At 73.0% G+C, this 15287-nt stretch carries 14 protein-coding genes; 10 read left to right on the forward strand and 4 right to left on the reverse strand.

What is annotated here, in order from left to right; all coding sequences use genetic code 11:
• The first annotated feature begins 60 nt into the window (after nucleotides 1–60).
• The 5 genes from ABFX51_RS21750 to mptB are packed head-to-tail and all read left to right on the forward strand — an operon-like array spanning nucleotide 61 to nucleotide 7003.
• On the forward strand, nucleotides 61–1854 hold the full coding sequence (locus tag ABFX51_RS21750) for an ABC transporter substrate-binding protein (protein WP_346054755.1): 1794 nt from the start codon (nucleotides 61–63) through the stop codon (nucleotides 1852–1854).
• Between the two features lie 4 nt (nucleotides 1855–1858).
• Entirely contained in the window at nucleotides 1859–2878 is a 1020-nt protein-coding gene (locus tag ABFX51_RS21755) for an ABC transporter permease (RefSeq protein ID WP_428832491.1), read from the forward strand.
• The gene (locus tag ABFX51_RS21760; RefSeq protein WP_346054756.1) at nucleotides 2875–3765 is read left to right on the forward strand and encodes an ABC transporter permease; all 891 of its coding nucleotides are present in this window, start codon (nucleotides 2875–2877) and stop codon (nucleotides 3763–3765) included. The genes ABFX51_RS21755 and ABFX51_RS21760 overlap by 4 nt, the downstream gene beginning before the upstream one ends.
• Nucleotides 3762–5399: a nickel ABC transporter ATP-binding protein NikE gene (gene nikE / locus ABFX51_RS21765; protein ID WP_346054757.1), complete on the forward strand. Its 1638-nt coding sequence runs from the start codon at nucleotides 3762–3764 to the stop codon at nucleotides 5397–5399. The genes ABFX51_RS21760 and nikE overlap by 4 nt, the downstream gene beginning before the upstream one ends.
• A gap of 14 nt (nucleotides 5400–5413) precedes the next feature.
• Nucleotides 5414–7003, forward strand: a complete 1590-nt coding sequence (gene mptB, locus ABFX51_RS21770) for a polyprenol phosphomannose-dependent alpha 1,6 mannosyltransferase MptB (protein WP_091504048.1) — start codon at nucleotides 5414–5416, stop codon at nucleotides 7001–7003.
• Here mptB and ABFX51_RS21775 read toward each other — a convergent pair.
• Genes ABFX51_RS21775 through ABFX51_RS21785 form a run of 3 tightly spaced genes read right to left on the reverse strand, consistent with a single transcriptional unit; the run spans nucleotide 6995 to nucleotide 10135 of the window.
• Nucleotides 6995–7387 carry a TIGR03668 family PPOX class F420-dependent oxidoreductase gene (locus ABFX51_RS21775; RefSeq protein ID WP_091504049.1) on the reverse strand — a complete coding sequence of 131 codons (393 nt, stop codon included), beginning with the start codon at nucleotides 7385–7387 and terminating at the stop codon, nucleotides 6995–6997. The two genes, mptB and ABFX51_RS21775, sit on opposite strands and share 9 nt — an antisense overlap.
• The gene (locus tag ABFX51_RS21780) at nucleotides 7377–8225 is read right to left on the reverse strand and encodes a S66 peptidase family protein (RefSeq protein WP_091504050.1); all 849 of its coding nucleotides are present in this window, start codon (nucleotides 8223–8225) and stop codon (nucleotides 7377–7379) included. The genes ABFX51_RS21775 and ABFX51_RS21780 overlap by 11 nt, the downstream gene beginning before the upstream one ends.
• Nucleotides 8222–10135: a S9 family peptidase gene (locus tag ABFX51_RS21785; RefSeq protein ID WP_091504051.1), complete on the reverse strand. Its 1914-nt coding sequence runs from the start codon at nucleotides 10133–10135 to the stop codon at nucleotides 8222–8224. The genes ABFX51_RS21780 and ABFX51_RS21785 overlap by 4 nt, the downstream gene beginning before the upstream one ends.
• A gap of 100 nt (nucleotides 10136–10235) precedes the next feature.
• On the opposite strand from ABFX51_RS21785, the gene ABFX51_RS21790 reads away from it, so the two are divergent.
• The 3 genes from ABFX51_RS21790 to ABFX51_RS21800 are packed head-to-tail and all read left to right on the forward strand — an operon-like array spanning nucleotide 10236 to nucleotide 12457.
• A complete protein-coding gene (locus ABFX51_RS21790; RefSeq protein ID WP_091504052.1) occupies nucleotides 10236–10811 on the forward strand; it encodes a DUF3090 domain-containing protein in 576 nt (191 codons plus the stop codon).
• Nucleotides 10812–10814: 3 nt separating this feature from the next.
• The gene (locus tag ABFX51_RS21795) at nucleotides 10815–11618 is read left to right on the forward strand and encodes an SCO1664 family protein (RefSeq protein ID WP_245782850.1); all 804 of its coding nucleotides are present in this window, start codon (nucleotides 10815–10817) and stop codon (nucleotides 11616–11618) included.
• Entirely contained in the window at nucleotides 11603–12457 is an 855-nt protein-coding gene (locus ABFX51_RS21800) for an aminoglycoside phosphotransferase family protein (RefSeq protein ID WP_346054758.1), read from the forward strand. Before ABFX51_RS21795 ends, ABFX51_RS21800 begins: the two co-directional genes overlap by 16 nt.
• Nucleotides 12458–12477: 20 nt before the next feature.
• Here ABFX51_RS21800 and ABFX51_RS21805 read toward each other — a convergent pair whose 3' ends face one another.
• Nucleotides 12478–12837, reverse strand: a complete 360-nt coding sequence (locus ABFX51_RS21805) for a winged helix-turn-helix transcriptional regulator (protein WP_091504053.1) — start codon at nucleotides 12835–12837, stop codon at nucleotides 12478–12480.
• Nucleotides 12838–13008: 171 nt separating this feature from the next.
• Between ABFX51_RS21805 and ABFX51_RS21810 the strand changes: the two genes are divergently transcribed.
• Both ABFX51_RS21810 and ABFX51_RS21815 read left to right on the forward strand, forming a co-directional pair.
• The gene (locus ABFX51_RS21810) at nucleotides 13009–14403 is read left to right on the forward strand and encodes an MFS transporter (RefSeq protein WP_346054759.1); all 1395 of its coding nucleotides are present in this window, start codon (nucleotides 13009–13011) and stop codon (nucleotides 14401–14403) included.
• A 26-nt stretch (nucleotides 14404–14429) separates the two neighbouring features.
• Entirely contained in the window at nucleotides 14430–15236 is an 807-nt protein-coding gene (locus tag ABFX51_RS21815) for a DUF3097 domain-containing protein (protein WP_346054760.1), read from the forward strand.
• Nucleotides 15237–15287: the final 51 nt, after the last annotated feature.

Below are 15287 nucleotides of genomic sequence, written 5' to 3' on the forward strand. Positions count from 1 at the left end.
TGTGGTTACTTTTCCGCCTCGGGGAATGTACGGAGAGGCGGAAACCAGGTGCGGTCGTCCATGTTCACGCGCTTCCGGGCCGGCGCGGCGGTGCTCGCGGCGGTACTCGTGGCGGGCCCGTTCGCGCCCGCGGCGCAGGCGCAGCAGAGCGGCAAGGTGCTGCGGGTGGCGCTGGTGCAGGAGATCGACCACCTGAACCCGTTCCTCGCCTCGTTCGCCTCCAGCACCATGATCGGCCGGATGACGTGGGAGTTCCTCACGCTGCCCTCGGCCGAGGACAACACGCCCAGCCCCGGACTGGCCACGTCGTGGACCACCTCCGACGACAAGCTGACCTGGACCTACCAGATCCGCCAGGGCCTCAAGTGGTCCGACGGGCAGCCGGTGACCGCGAAGGACGCGGCCTTCACCTTCAACCGGATCATGACCGACGAGAAGGCGCAGGAGGCCAACGGCACCTACGTCGAGAACTTCGCCAGCGTGACCGCGCCGGACGACCACACGCTGGTCATCCGCACGAAGGCGCCGCAGGCCAGCATGACGGCCATCGACGTGCCGATCGTGCCGGAGCACGTGTGGGCGGGCATCGGCGACATGAACGACGCCAAGACCGACTCGGTGCCGGTCGTGGGCGTCGGGGACGGCCCGTTCCTGATCACCGAGTACCGGCCGAACGAGCTGGTGCGGCTGAAGGCCAACCCGGATTACTGGCGGGGCAAGGCGAAGTACGACGAGCTGCAGTTCATCAGCTACAAGAACGCCGACGCGGCGGTCAACGCGCTGCGCAACGACGAGGTCGACCTGGTCAACCGGCTCACCGCGACCCAGTTCGACCAGCTCAAGCACGAGTCCGGCATCGCGGTCAACCAGGCCACCGGCCGCCGCTACCGCGAACTGCTGATCAACCCCGGCGCGCAGAACGCCGCGCACCAGCCCATCGGTGACGGCAACGCGGCGCTCAAGGACGTGCGGGTGCGCAAGGCGATCGCGCAGGCCATCGACCCGCAGACCCTCATCGACAAGGTGCTGGGCGGCTACGGCCAGCTCGGCGGCGGCCTCGTGCCGGCCGCTTTCCCGCTCTACCACTGGGAACCCGCGCCGAACCAGCGTTACAAGTTCGACCAGGCCGCCGCGGCGGCCGCGCTCGACGCGGCCGGGTACCGGACCGGCCCCGGCGGCACGCGCGTCGGCCCCGATGGCAAGCCGCTGGAGCTGCGGCTGCTGGGCCGCGCCAGCGAGGACTTCGCGCAGCGCGGGTCCGACTACATCGTGAGCTGGCTGGGCGGGATCGGCATCAAGGTCACCAAGCAGCTGGTGTCGGACAACGAGGTGCAGGACCGCACCGACAACGGCGACTACGACCTCGCGTTCTCCGGCTGGGGCACCAGCCCCGACCCGGACTACGTGCTCAGCAAGCAGACGTGTGCCGCGCTGCCCGCGACCTCGGGCAGCAGCAGTAGCGCCTCGCTGTTCTGCGACGCCGAGTTCGACTCGCTCTACCAGCGGGAGAGCACCGAACTGGACCAGACCAAACGCGCCGACCTGGTCAAGCAGGCGCAGGCCCGCTACTACGACCAGGTGCCCAGCCTCGTCCTCGACTACGACAACCCGCTCGAGGCCTACCGCGCCGACCGGTTCACCAGCTTCCCGAAGCAGCCCGCGAACACCGGCAACATCATGGAGCAGAGCGGCTACTGGAGCTTCTACGGTGCCGTGCCCGCCGAGGGCGGCGGCGGGGGCGGCGGCCTGCCCGCCGGGGCGTGGATCGGGATCGGCGCCGCGGTCGTGGTCGTCGTGGTGATCGGTGGTGTGACGGCCTCGCGCCGGCGCAAGTCCGCCGACGACCAGGAGTAGCGCCGTGACCGAAGTACTGGCCGGCCCCGAGCTGACCGATCCCGGCGAGCGGCGGGGCGGCACCGGGACCGCCCGGTTCCTGCTGGGCAAGGCCGGCGCGGCCGTCGCGAGCCTCGTGCTGGTGGCGGCACTGGGGTTCCTGCTGTTCCGGATGATCCCCGGCGACCCGGTGTCCACGCTGACGAAGGACCGCCCGACCAGCCCGGAGCAGCTCGCGCAGCTGCGGGCCCGGCTCGGCGTGGACAAGCCGCTGTACCAGCAGTTCGGCGACTACGTGTGGGGGCTGCTGCACGGCGACCTCGGCACCTCGTTCGGCTACAACCGCCCGGTCGCCGACCTCATCGCGGAACGGTTCCTGCCCACGCTGCTGCTCGTCGGCACCGCCACGGTGCTGGCGGTGGCGCTGGGCATGTGGCTGGGCGTGCGTGCCGCGTGGCGGCGGGGCAGCGCCTTCGACCGCGCACACACCGGGGTCGCGCTGACGTTGTGGTCGGTGCCGCAGTTCTGGCTCGGCCTGCTGCTGCTCATCGCCACGCGCGGGCTGTTCCCCAGCGGGGGCATGCGCTCACCCGACGCCGGGCCCGGCTTCTTCGCCCAGACCGGCACGATCGCCTACCACCTGGTGCTGCCGTGCGTCACGCTGCTGCTCGTCCAGTACGCGCAGTACATGCTCGTCATGCGCTCGTCGCTGCTCGGCGAGATGGACGCCGAGTACCTCACCACCGCCCGCGCGAAGGGACTGCGGGACGACCTGGTGCGCCGCCGTCACGCGGTGCCCAACGCCATGCTGCCGATGGTGACGCTGGTGTTCCTCCAGTTCGGGATGGTGGTGTCGGGCACCGTGACCGTGGAGACCGTGTTCTCGTGGCCCGGCCTCGGGCTGCTGACGTTCGAGGCGCTGCGGGTGCCGGATCTCCCGCTGCTGCAAGGAGTCTTCCTGGTGCTGGCCGGATCGGTCATCGTGATGAACCTGCTCGCCGAGGTGCTCTACCGGGTGCTCGACCCGCGGGTGCGTGCCCGGTGACCGCGGCGATCGTGTGGCAGCGGCGGCGTTCGGCCGCCGCGCGCGTGTGGCGCGAGTTCGCCGCGAACCGCGGTGGGCTGGCCGGCCTGGCCGTGCTGGTGGCCATCGTCGTGCTCGCGCTGCTCGCGCCCGTGCTCACCGACCCCGCGCAGCTGGACGTCACCAACGCGCCGGGCCGCCCGCTGCAGGCCCCGAGCACGGAGTTCCCGCTGGGCACCGACATCGACGGCCGTTCGGTGCTCGTGCTGACCCTGTGGGGCGCACGGGTGTCGCTGCTCGTCGGGTTCGCCGCGACGCTGCTGTCGGTGCTCATCGGCACGGTGGTGGGGATCGCGGCCGGGCACTTCGGCCGGTGGGTGGCCGCGGTGCTGCTGCGGTTCACCGACTTCTTCCTCGTGCTGCCCTCGCTGGTGCTGGCGATCGCGCTGTCCACGGTGCTGCCGCAGGGCATCGCGACGATCATCCTCGCCGTCGGCGTCACGTCGTGGCCCACGACCGCGCGGCTCGTGCGGGCGCAGACGCTGACCATCGAAAGCCGCCCCTATATCGAGCGCGCCAGGGCACTGGGCGGCGGGCACCTGCACGTCATCGGCAAGCACGTCGTGCCCGGCGTCCTGCCACTGGTGCTGGCCAACACCACGCTGGTGGTCGGCAACTCGATCATCGCGGAGTCCACGCTGTCCTTCCTCGGCCTCGGGGACCCGACCGCGGTGTCGTGGGGCTCGATGCTGCAGCGGGCGCTGTCCTCGGGCGCGGTCACCGGCGGCGCCTGGTGGTACCTGCTGCCGCCGGGGCTCGCCATCGTGGTGATCGTGCTGTGCTTCACCCTCGTCGGCCGCGCGCTGGAGACCGTCGTGAACCCGCGCCTGAAGGGACGCCGCTCGTGAGTCCCTTGCTGGAGCTGAAGAACCTGGGCATCACCTACCGCACCGCGGGCGGGGAGGTCGAGGCGGTGCGGGACGTGAACCTGCGCCTGGAACCCGGCGACACGCTGGGCGTGGCGGGGGAGTCGGGCTCGGGCAAGTCCACCGTCGCGATGGGCGTGCTGCGGCTGCTGCCGAAGTCCGCGCGCGTGTCGGGGGAGATCCTGCTCGACGGCGAGGACGTCACGGCGATGCGCTGGGGCAGGCTGCGCGCGGTGCGCTGGTCCGAGGCCTCGATCGTGTTCCAGGGCGCGATGCACGCGCTCAACCCCGTGCGCAGCATCGGCACCCAGATCGCCGAGCCGATCCGCCTGCACGCGGAGAAACCGCCGGGCGACGCCGAAGTCAAGGCCCGCGTCGCGGAACTGCTGGAGCAGGTCGACCTGCCCGCGTCGCGCGCGGGGGCTTATCCCCACGAGCTGTCCGGTGGGCAGAAGCAGCGCGTCATGATCGCGATGGCGCTCGCCTGCCGCCCCCGGCTGATCATCGCCGACGAGCCGACCACCGCGCTGGACGTCATCGTGCAGGCGCAGGTGCTCCAGCTGCTCAGCAAGCTGGTCGCCGAGCAGCGGCTGGGGCTGATCATGATCAGCCACGACCTGTCCGTGCTCGCCGCCACGTGCGCCCGCATCGCCGTGATGTACCGCGGCGAACTGGTCGAGGAGGGCCCCGGCAAGGAACTGATGGCCACGCCCCGGCACGAGCACACCCGCGCACTCGCCGCGGCGTTCCCGACCGTCGGCGATCCCGCCTCACGCTTCGCACCCGCGACGAGCAGCCCGCTGCCGCCCGAACCGGAGACCAGGCCCGAGCAGGACGTGCTGCTCGAGGCACGGGACCTGCGGGTGTCGTACGGGGACATCGCCGCGGTGGCGGGGGTGGACCTCCAGGTGCGGGCGGGCGAGATCGTCGCGCTCGTGGGGCAGTCGGGCTCCGGCAAGACCACCCTCGCCCGGACACTGCTGGGGCTGCAGAAGCCGACCGCGGGTCAGGTGCTGTACCGGGGCTCCCCGCTGACCGAACGCGGGCTCAAGGCGTACCGGCGGCAGGTCCAGTTGGTCCTGCAGGACCCGGCGAGCGCGCTCAACCCCGGGCACACGGTGTACGAGGCCGTCGCGGAGGGACCACGCATCCACGGGCTGCCCGGCGACGAACGACAACGCGTCGTCGAGGCCCTGGAGGCCGCGGAACTGCGCCCGGCCGAGCAGTTCCTGTCCCGCCTGCCGCACGAGCTGTCCGGCGGGCAGCGGCAACGGGTCGTGATCGCCGGGGCGCTCGCACTCGAACCCAGCGTGCTGGTCGCCGACGAACCCGTCGCGTCCCTCGACGCCTCCGTGCGCGGGGAGATCCTGGGGCTGTTGCTGCGGCTGCGCCGGGAACTGGGCCTCGCGGGCCTGGTGATCACCCACGACCTCGGACTGGCGTGGAACATCGCCGACCGGGTCGCGGTGATGTACCGCGGGCGGCTGGTGGAGGTGGGCACCGTCGAGGAGGTTCTGCTGGCGCCCCAGCACGACTACACGCGGTCACTGCTCGCGGCGCTGCCGGGAGGCGTGCAATCCGCCGCCGCCGCGAATCCGCCCGCGCGCGGTGTGTAGTCTCCTCAGACGAAATGGCGACCACTACTGATCCCGCGGCGCAGGTCCCGGCACTGGACTCCGACGCCGGGGCGCCGCAGGCGCACCCGGGGACGGCGCGTGCGCGGGTGCCCTCCCGGTTCCCGTACCGCACCATCTCGATGGGCACGATCGGCAGCGTCCTGCTGCTGCTCGGCGCGCTCGGCGCGGGCGGTGTGCTCATCCGCGACCCGGTGATCGGCACGGGCCCGCTGTCGTGGGTCCGCTACGGACACGGCCGGATGCTCGCCAACGCGGTGCTCTACGCCGGGTTCGGGCTCGTGGTGTGGGCGTGGGTGCGGCTGGGCCGCTACATGCTCGCCGGGCGGATCGGCAGCCGCCCCATCGTGATCGCGGCCGCGTGCTGGATGGCGCCGCTGATCATCTCGCCGCCGCTGTTCACCCGGGACGTGTTCTCCTACCTCGGCCAGGGCGCGCAGCTGCTGCACGGGCTCGACCCGTACGCGCACGGCCCCGCGGAGCTGGAGACGCTGCCCAACGTCGTGCAGAACGTGCACCCGGTGTGGCAGACCACTCCGGCGCCCTACGGCCCGCTGTTCCTGCTCGTCGCCAAGGGGGTCGTCGCCCTCACCGGGGACAACGTCATCGCCGGTGTGATCGTGACGCGGCTGGTGCTGCTGCTGGGCCTCGGCGCGATGCTGTGGGCGCTGCCCCGGCTCGTGCGCCACCTCGGCGGCAAGCTGCCGATCACGATGTGGCTCGCCGTGGCCAGCCCGATGACGGTGATCCACCTCGTCGGCGGCCCGCACAACGACCTGCTGATGCTCGGCTTCCTCACCATCGGCGTGCTCGCCGCGCTGGAACGCAAGCACGCGCTGGCGATCGCGCTCGTCACGCTGGGCATGCTCATCAAGCCCACGGCGGCGGTCGCGCTGCCGTTCCTGGTGTGGGTGTGGGCCAACCACCTGTCCGGTGAGAGCCGCGTGCGCAACTTCCTCAAGGCCGGTGCCGCGTCGGTCGGGATCTTCGCCGTCGTGTTCGTGCTGGGCACCTGGGTGTCGCTCGGCTCGTTCAACCTCGGCTGGGTGACCGGCCTGCAGGCGCCGACGCTGGTGACGAACTGGGTGAACTTCCCGACCGGCCTCGGCCAGATCGCCTACACCCTGGTGCACCTGGTGATCAACGTGCCCGAGTCGCCGTTCGTCACCGTGGCCCGTGCGCTGGCGATGCTCACGCTCGCCGTGTTCGCGGTGCGGCAGTGGTGGCGCTCGCGGTTCGGCGGCAACGAGGCGATCTTCCGGATGGCCATGACGCTGCTGGCCACCGCGATCCTCGCCCCGCCGACCCTGCCCTGGTACCTCACGTGGGGCTTCGTGGTCGCCGCCGCGTTCCCGTGGCGCCGCAGGCACCTCGCGGTCGTCGTCGGGGTCGCGGTGTTCCTGGTGATGGCGTACTACCCGACGGGCGAGCAGGCGCTGTACGACTGGTGGTTCGTCGTGGTGACGATCGCGCTGGGCGTGTACGCGGCCGCGTCGCTGCTGCGCCCGGACCCGCTGGGCCTGATCGGGGCGTGGCGCCGCCCCGCGGCCGGGTCGGTGGCCGAGGGCGGCGGGGTCTCAGCCTGACGCCCAGCTCCGCCACGCGCTGACCGTCGTCCGCACCACCGGCCCTTCCGGTGGGTGGTCGCGGTACTGCGGGTACTTCGCGCGCAGGGCGGCGACGGCCGCCGGGTCGGCGTCGAGGACGCGGGCGTGGCCATCGGCGCGGACCCACCACAGGCGCGTCCAGTCCTCGTCGTAGCCGTCGGCGAGGAAGCTCACCGCGGGGTTGGCGGCGATGTTGCGCAGCCGCTTGAGATCGGTGCTGCGCTTGGGTTTGTGGTCCACCGCGAACACGATCTCGCCCGCGTCCAGCGCGAAGGTGACCGGCACCAGGTGCGGCACCCCGGCCGCGTCGGCGGTGGCGAGCCGCGCGACGCGGGCGGCGGCGAACCGGGTTTCAGCGTCCATCGACGGTCAGGGTGCCCGCTTCGAGGGTGGCCGGAACACCCAGTGGCACGGTCGCCGCGCCGGGCAGGTGCCCGAACGCGGCACCGCTCAGGATCGGCACGCCCAGCGGCGCCAGCCGGTCGAGCAGCACCTCCTCCGGGTTCCCGCAGTCGGTCCACGAGCCCAGCACGATGCCGGTGACCGCGTCGAACCAGCCGGCGCGCAGCAACTGCGTGAGCATCCGGTCGATCCGGTACGGCGCCTCGGACACGTCCTCCAGCAACGCGATCGCCCCGGCCGGCCGCCGGTGCTCCGGCGTCCCGACGCCCGCGGCGAGCAGGCTCAGGTTCCCGCCCGTCGTGACGCCCCGGGCCGTGCCCGGCACGACCGCCGTTCCCCGCACGACCACCGGGCGCGAGGGCTCGGACAACGCTGCGCGCAGCCCCGCGGCGGCGGGTGCGTCCCAGAACGTTCCCGCGGGCATGGGGGAGAACAGGGTCGGCAGCCCGAGGTGGGTGGCGATCGCGTCGTGCAGGGCGGTGACGTCGCTGCTGCCGGCGAAGAGCTTCGGCCCGGCGGCGCGCAGCGCGTCCCAGTCGAGCAGGTCCAGCATGCGCTGCGTGCCGTAGCCGCCGCGGGCGGCGATCACGACGGACACGGTGGGTTCCAGCCAGGCCGCCTGGAAGTCCGCGGCGCGTTGTTCGTCGGTGTCGGCGAGGTAGCGCAGCGACGGGTGCCGGTTCCCCGCGGTGGCGAAGCGTTTCACCGTCAGCCCCCACGACTCCAGTTCGGCCGTCGCCGCGTCCAGCAGCTCCGGCGCGACCGGCCCGGCCGGGGTGACGAGCGCGACCGTGCTCACCGCTGGAGCTCCAGCCGCGGCACGCCCGGGGTGTCGAACCCGAACACCTGCCCGTAGAACGACAGCTCCGCCTCCAGCGCGGTGATCATGGTCTCGGCCCTGCGGAAGCCGTGCTGCTCACCCTCGAACGTCAGGTACGCGTGCGGGATCCCGGTGCCGCGCAACGCCTTGACGAACCGGTCGGCCTGGTCGGGCGGGCAGATCTGGTCGTCGAGGCCCTGCAGGAACAACACCGGGCCGGTGAGCGCGGCGGCGTGGGTGAGCGGGGAGCGCTCGGCGTAGCGCTGCCGCGCGGTGTCCAACGGCCCGATGAGGCCGTCGAGGTACCGGGACTCGAAGTCGTGCGTCTCGCCGCCGTCGCCGGTCCAGCCCGCCAGGTCGAGGATGGGGTACTTGATCGTGCCCGCCGCGAAGGTGCGTTCGGTGGTCATCGCGGCCGCCGACGTGAACCCGCCCGCGCTGCCGCCCCGGATCGCCAGCCGTGCCGGGTCGGCGACGCCCTCGGCGACCAGCGCCCGCGCCACGGTCACGCAGTCGCGGACGTCGACGACGCCCCACTGCTCGCGCAGCCGCTCGCGGTAGGCGCGGCCGTAACCGGTCGAGCCGCCGTAGTTCACCGCGACGACCCCGATGCCGCGGCTGGTGAAGTAGGCGAAGTCCAGGTCCAGCACCGGGTAGTTGCGGCCGGTCGGCCCGCCGTGCACGTGGACCAGGAACGGCGGCAGCTCCCCGTCCGGCGCGGTGAAGTCGGCGTTGGCGGGCGGGTAGACGTACGCCGGGATCCGCTCGCCGTCCGGACCGGTGAAGACCCGCTCCACCGGCACCGGCAGGTACGCCGCGGGCGGCGGCTCGGCCGAGGACACGACCGGCGTCGCCGTGCCCGTGCCGAGATCGACGCGCACGACCGCGCTTTCCCGGTCCGCCCCTGCCGCGATCCCCGCGACCCCGCCGTCGAACGCGGCGAGCGCGGGCGCCCACTCGGTCAGCTCCGGCACCACCGGCGTGACGGTGCGCGCGTGCTCGTCGAGCACCGCGAGACGGCCCGAGCTGAGCACGGCGTGCCGCCCGCCGCCCAACGGCGTGAACCAGCGCGAGCCGACCTTCCACAGTGCACCGCCGAGCTCCTGCTCGACCGGCGCCAGCTTGGTCAGCGCACCGTCGAGCCCGACGCGGTGCAGGTTCCACCAGCCGTCCGGATCGGCCAGCGCGAGCAGCGTCTCCGGCGACTCCCACTCCAGCTGGCACACCGAGACGCCGGCGCCCCCGGCGAGCACGCGGTGCGGCCCGAACGCGCCGCCCGGACGCACCTCCGCGACGCACAGTTCCGTTTCGTCCCACGGCATCGCGGGGTGGTTCCAGCCGAGCCACGCCGCGTGCCGGCCGTCCGGGGACAGCTGGGGCGCGGTGAGGAACCGGTGCGAGGCGGCGAGCGAGCGCAGTTCGCTTCCCGCGAACGCGACGAGGTCGCGTTCGACGTCGGTGCGCCGCGGCCCGGTGCTCGTCTCGCGGACGGCCCACACCTCGCCGTCGCGACCACGCCGCAGATCGCCGTAGCGGACGCCTTGGGGCACAGGCGGTTCCGGCGAAACGGGCGTCACGTCCCCGGTGTCCAGATCACGCACGTACACCCGCTGGTCGTCCCAGTGCGTGAAGTACAGGGAACGGCCGATCGCCACCCACGGGCGCCCGCCGTATTCGTGCAGCCTGTTGCGGGCGTTCCACGGCGCGGGCAGCACCTCGGTGCCGTCCGCGCGCACGACCGCCAGCCTGCCGCCCTCCGCCGGCCTGGCCTCGGCCCACCACAGCTCGCCGTCCACGGCGTCGAGCCACTGCGCGCCGCCACCCGCGGCGGCGACGTCGGCGGCGCTGATCGGTGAGGTCCAGGTTCCGTACGGTGAGGTTCGGGGCACCGCTGCACTTTAGTCGGCGCCGGACGTGACCGGCTCCACTGCGCTTCGGCAGGGGCGGCGGATGCCGATCATGCAACGGTGGCCTAGGGTCGGAGGTGCCATGGCTCGTGTAATCCACGTCTTCCGCCAGCCCGACCGGTTCGTCGCAGGAACCGTCGGGGAACCTGGCGACCGCACTTTCTACCTGCAGGCGTCCGAGGACGTCCGCACCATCAGCGTGACCATCGAGAAGCAGCAGGTCGCGGTGCTCGCCGAGCGCCTCGGCTCGCTGCTGGAAGAGGTCGCCAGCCGCTTCGGCGCCGACGTGCCCGAGACCGTCCCCGAGGACCTCGTCGACGTCGAACCGCTCAGCGTGCCCGTCGAGGAGGAGTTCCGCGTCGGCACGATGGGGCTGGGCTGGGACGCCGAGAGCAAGGCCGTCGTCGTCGAGCTGCTCGCCATCACCGAGGGCGAGGTCGACGAGACGGTGGTGCTCGACGACACCGAGGAGGGCCCGGACGCGGTGCGGGTGTTCCTCACGCCCGCCGCCGCCCGCGCCTTCGCCGAACGCGCCGACCGCGTGGTCAACGCCGGGCGCAAGCCGTGCCCGCTGTGCGGGGAGCCGCTCGACCCGGCGGGCCACATCTGCCCGCGGCAGAACGGCTACCGCCGCGAGACCGACCTGGCCGAGGAATAGCGCGTGGCCGAGTCCCTCAGCCCGGCCGATCCGGCCGTCAGGCTCCTGTTGTCCCACGGGCGGCTCGAGGTGGAGGGCCGGCTGGTGGACGCCTCGAACGTCACGCTGTTCTGCTCGGTGGAGCTGGACGGCATGACCGCCAACGCGGTGTACAAGCCGGTGTCGGGTGAACGCCCGCTGTGGGACTTCCCCGACGGCACGCTCGCCGGGCGCGAGGTCGCCACGTTCCTGCTCTCGGACGCCTCGGGGCTGGGCCTGATCCCGCCGACCGTGCTGCGGGACGGGCCGTTCGGCTCCGGCATGGTGCAGCTGTGGATCGAGACCGGTGACGACGAGCTGATCGACGTGCGTGCCCCGGAGGACGTGCCGCCCGGCTGGCGGACCGTGCTGCACGCCCACGACCGGCTCGGCGACCCGGCGGTCCTCGCGCACGCCGACCACCCCGGTGTCCGCGACCTCGCGGTGCTCGACATCGTCGCCAACAACACCGACCGCAAGGGCGGGCACGTGCTCGCGGGCGCCGACGGCCGGGTCTACGGCGTGGACCACGGCATCTGCCTGCACGCCGAGCCGAAGCTGCGGACCGTGCTGTGGGGCTGGATCGGGGAGCGCCTGCCCGAGGACGCGGTGGAGAAGCTGCGCGCGCTGCCGGAGAAGATCTACGGCCCGCTGGGCGAGGAGCTGTCGCAGCACCTGACCGGACTGGAGATCAGCGCGATCGCCGAACGCGCCGAGGCGTTGCTGGCCGCCGGGGTGTTCCCCGAGCCGGGGGACGACTGGCGGGCGATCCCTTGGCCCCTGTTCTGATCCTGGACGACGCCGCCCGCGCGCGGCTGCTGACCCGGTTCGGCCCGGAAGCCGCCGCGTGGTGCGACGAGCTGCCCGCGCGAGTCGCGCGGCTGGCCCGCCGCTGGGGTCTCACGGTCGAGGCCGCGCTGTCCGGCAACACCGGCCGCACGCTGCGATGCCGCACCCGGGACGGCGCGTTGGTGGTGCTCAAGCTGTGCCCCGACACGGAAATCACCCGGACCGAGGCCACGGCGCTGCGTGCGTGGGCGGACTGCCCGCAGGTCGTCGACGTGGTCAACGCCGACGTGGCGGAAGGGGCGCTCCTGCTCGCCGGGATCGAGCCCGGCACCCCGCTGTCCGAACGCGGCTGGCGGCCCGAGGAGATCGACGACCTGCTCCCGCGCCTGCACGCCGTGCCCGCGCCGCCCGGCATCCCGTCGCTGACCGACCGGGTGCGGCAGATGTTCGCGCTGGCCGCGCCCCACGCCGAAGGCCGCGTCCCCGCCGAGCTGATGGAGGCCTCCCTCGCCGCGTCACTGGCCTTGGCCGCCGACGACGGGAACGCCCTGCTGCACGGCGATCTGCACCCCGCCAACGTCCTCGCCGGCGCCGACGGGCCCGTGGTGATCGACCCCCGGCCGTGCGCCGGGGACCCGGCGTTCGACACCGTGGACTGGGTGCTGCTGCCCGGCCGGGACCTCGACGACGCGGTCGCCGCGCTGCCTTCCTTCGACCCCGGCCGCGTCCAGGCGTGGGCGCGGGCGATCGCCGTGCTGGCCGCGCTCGGCCCGCTGCGGCGGCAGGGGCGCAGCGCGTTCACCGACTCCCTGCTCGCACTCTCGGCGTCCCTCACCTGAGCGCCCGCTGCGGGCGAGCGCTATCCCGCAGCGTCGTAGGCGGCGCGGGCGCGGGCGATGTCGCCGCGGTGCCGTTCGGCCCAGCCGAGCAGGCCGGTCAGCGACGTGTACAGCTCGCGCGCCATGTCGGTGAGCGAGTACTCGACCTTCGGCGGCACCGTCGGGTACACCGTGCGCACGAGCAGCCCGTCGCGTTCGAGTTTGCGCAGCGTCAGCGTCAGCATCCGCCTGCTGATGCCGGCCACCTCGCGCTCCAGCTCCGTGAACCGCACGGGACCGTGCGCCGCGGCCACGAGCACCCCGATGCTCCACTTGCCCGCGACGTGGTCCAGCACCTCGGCGATCGGGCAGGCTTCGGTCAGCTGCGCGGTGTCGGCCATGCCCTGAAACTACCCGCAGCCAAGCCCCGCCGGAAAACTCTCCCGGAGCCCGCGCGGCTGACCTGGACGGTTACCTCCATGTGCCAGCGGAACACGAAACTGCCTTCTTCCGCGCTCTCACCGGCCGCCGCACGATGAGCCTGTTACAAATCGTGCCCCTTTGGAGGTCAGGTGCTGGAAACCGTGCCCGCCACAGCTCGCCGCCGCTGGCTCGCGCTGGCCGTGTTGTGCGCGCAGACGCTGATGATCGTGCTCGACCAGACGATCGTGAACGTGGCGTTGCCCTCGATCGGCGCCGACCTCGGCTTCGGGCAGGCCGGGCTGGCCTGGGTGATCAACGCCTACCTCATCGCGTTCGGCGGGCTGCTGCTGCTCAGCGGCCGCCTCGGCGATCTGGTGGGCCGGCGCCGGGTGTTCCTCGCCGGGCTCGCGATGTTCACCGTCGCGTCGCTGCTGTGCGGCCTCGCGTGGCACGCCGGGATCCTCGTCGCCGCCCGGTTCCTGCAGGGGATCGGCGGCGCCGCCTCGTCTGCCGTCGCGCTGAGCATGATCGTCGCCCTGTTCCCCGACCTGCGGGAGCGGGCCAAGGCGATCGGCGCGTTCAGCTTCGTGCAGGCCGCGGGCGGCTCGACCGGCGCCGTCGCGGGCGGGGTGCTCACCGAGGCCGCGAGCTGGCACTGGATCTTCCTGATCAACCTGCCGATCGGGCTCGTGGCGGGCCTGGCCGCGCTGCGCCTGCTCGACCGCGACCGCGGCACGGGCCTGCGCGACGGCGCGGACGTGCTCGGCGCGCTGCTCGTCACCGCGGCACTGATGCTCGGGGTGTACGCGATCGTCGAGAACGACCTCGTCGCCGCGGCACTGGCGGTGCCGCTGCTCGCCGCGTTCCTGTTCCGCGAGGCCAAGGCCATGCGCCCGCTGCTGCCGCTGCGGATCTTCGCCGTCCGCACGCTGTCGGGCGCGAACGTCGTGCTGGGACTGCTCATCGCCGCGATGTTCGGCTTCCAGTTCCTCGTCGTGCTGCACCTGCGGCAGGTGCTGGGCTACACCGCCGAGTGGACCGGCCTGGCGATGGTGCCGGTCGCCGCCGCCATCGCCGTGGTCTCGATCGCCGTGTCCGCCCGCGTGACCAACCGCTTCGGCGAGCGCACGGTCCTGCTCACCGGCCTCGTGCTGATCACGGCTGGGCTCCTCCTGCTGGCCCGCGTGCCGGCCGGCGGCCACTACGCACCGGACCTGCTGCCCGCGTTGCTGCTGCTGGGAGTCGGGTTCGGGCTGGCGATGCCCGCTCTCATCGCACTCGGCATGCGCGACGCCCGGCCCGAGGACATCGGCCTGGCGTCAGGACTGTTCAACACCACCCAGCAGGTCGCGGGCGCGCTCGGGTTGTCGGCGCTGGCGGTGCTGGCCACCGCGCGCACCGGCGCGCTGCCCGGCCTGCCCGTCCGGGAAGCGCTTACCGCGGGCTACCACCTGGCTTTCCTCGTCGCCGCCGGGCTCGTCGCGGCCGCCACCGTGCTGACCGCGTTGCTCTTCCCCGCCCGGCGTGGCGGCGCGACGCGCTGAGGAATCCGGCGCTACCGTCCCCGGTCGTGCGCTCCCATTCGTATGACGACATCCTCGCCGGGCCGCGCAGGCGGAAGATCCCGGAGGTCGCGGCCGAGCCGGGACTGGTCGTGGAGGACCCGCGCAGCGGCTACTGCGGGGCGGTGGTGCGGCTCGAACCAGGCACCGTCGTGCTGGAGGACCGGCAGGGGCGGCACCGGGTGTTCCCGCTGGAGCCCGCCGGGTTCCTGCTGGAGGGCAAGCCGGTGACGCTCGTGCCGCCGAAAGCGCCCGCCCAGCCGGCCAGGAGGATCTCGGCGTCCGGCTCGGTGAAGGTCGAGGGCCTGCGGGCACGCACCGCCCGTGACTCCCGGATCTGGGTCGAGGGCAAGCACGACGCCGAGCTCGTCGAACGCGTGTGGGGCCACGACCTGCGGGTCGAGGGCGTCGTGGTGGAACCGCTCGACGGGGTGGACGTGCTCGCCGAGCGCATCGGGGAGTTCGGCACCGGCCCGCGGCGACGGCTCGGCGTGCTCGTCGACCACCTCGTCGCGGGCAGCAAGGAATCCCGGCTGGTGGAGGCGATCCACGACGAGCACGTGCTCGTCACCGGTCACCCGTACGTGGACATCTGGCAGGCCGTGAAACCGGCCGCGGTCGGCATCGAGCGGTGGCCGGTGGTCCCGCGTGGCGTGCCGTGGAAGGAGGGCGTCTGCGCTGAGCTGGGCTGGGGCGAGCCGTACGAGGGCTGGCAGCGCGTGCTCGGCGCCGTGGCCGGCTTCCGCGACCTGGAGACCCCGCTGCTCGGCGCGGTCGAGCGGCTGATCGACTTCGTCACCGCTCCGGAGGGCTGAACCGCTGGTCCACCCGGGGTGGCTTCGCGTGTTCAGTGGCTGCGACCGGCC

It is taken from the genome of Amycolatopsis dongchuanensis, assembly GCF_039542405.1.
GTDB lineage: Bacteria > Actinomycetota > Actinomycetes > Mycobacteriales > Pseudonocardiaceae > Amycolatopsis_E > Amycolatopsis_E sacchari.

Bases quoted from the DNA above. Each gene is read 5' to 3' on its own strand.
- ABFX51_RS21790 (WP_091504052.1), top strand. From the start codon at position 10,236: ATGGCTCGTGTAATCCACGTCTTCCGCCAGCCCGACCGGTTCGTCGCA.
- ABFX51_RS21750 (WP_346054755.1), top strand. From the start codon at position 61: ATGTTCACGCGCTTCCGGGCCGGCGCGGCGGTGCTCGCGGCGGTACTC.
- ABFX51_RS21775 (WP_091504049.1), bottom strand. From the start codon at position 7,387: ATGGACGCTGAAACCCGGTTCGCCGCCGCCCGCGTCGCGCGGCTCGCC.
- mptB (WP_091504048.1), top strand. From the start codon at position 5,414: ATGGCGACCACTACTGATCCCGCGGCGCAGGTCCCGGCACTGGACTCC.
- ABFX51_RS21805 (WP_091504053.1), bottom strand. From the start codon at position 12,837: ATGGCCGACACCGCGCAGCTGACCGAAGCCTGCCCGATCGCCGAGGTG.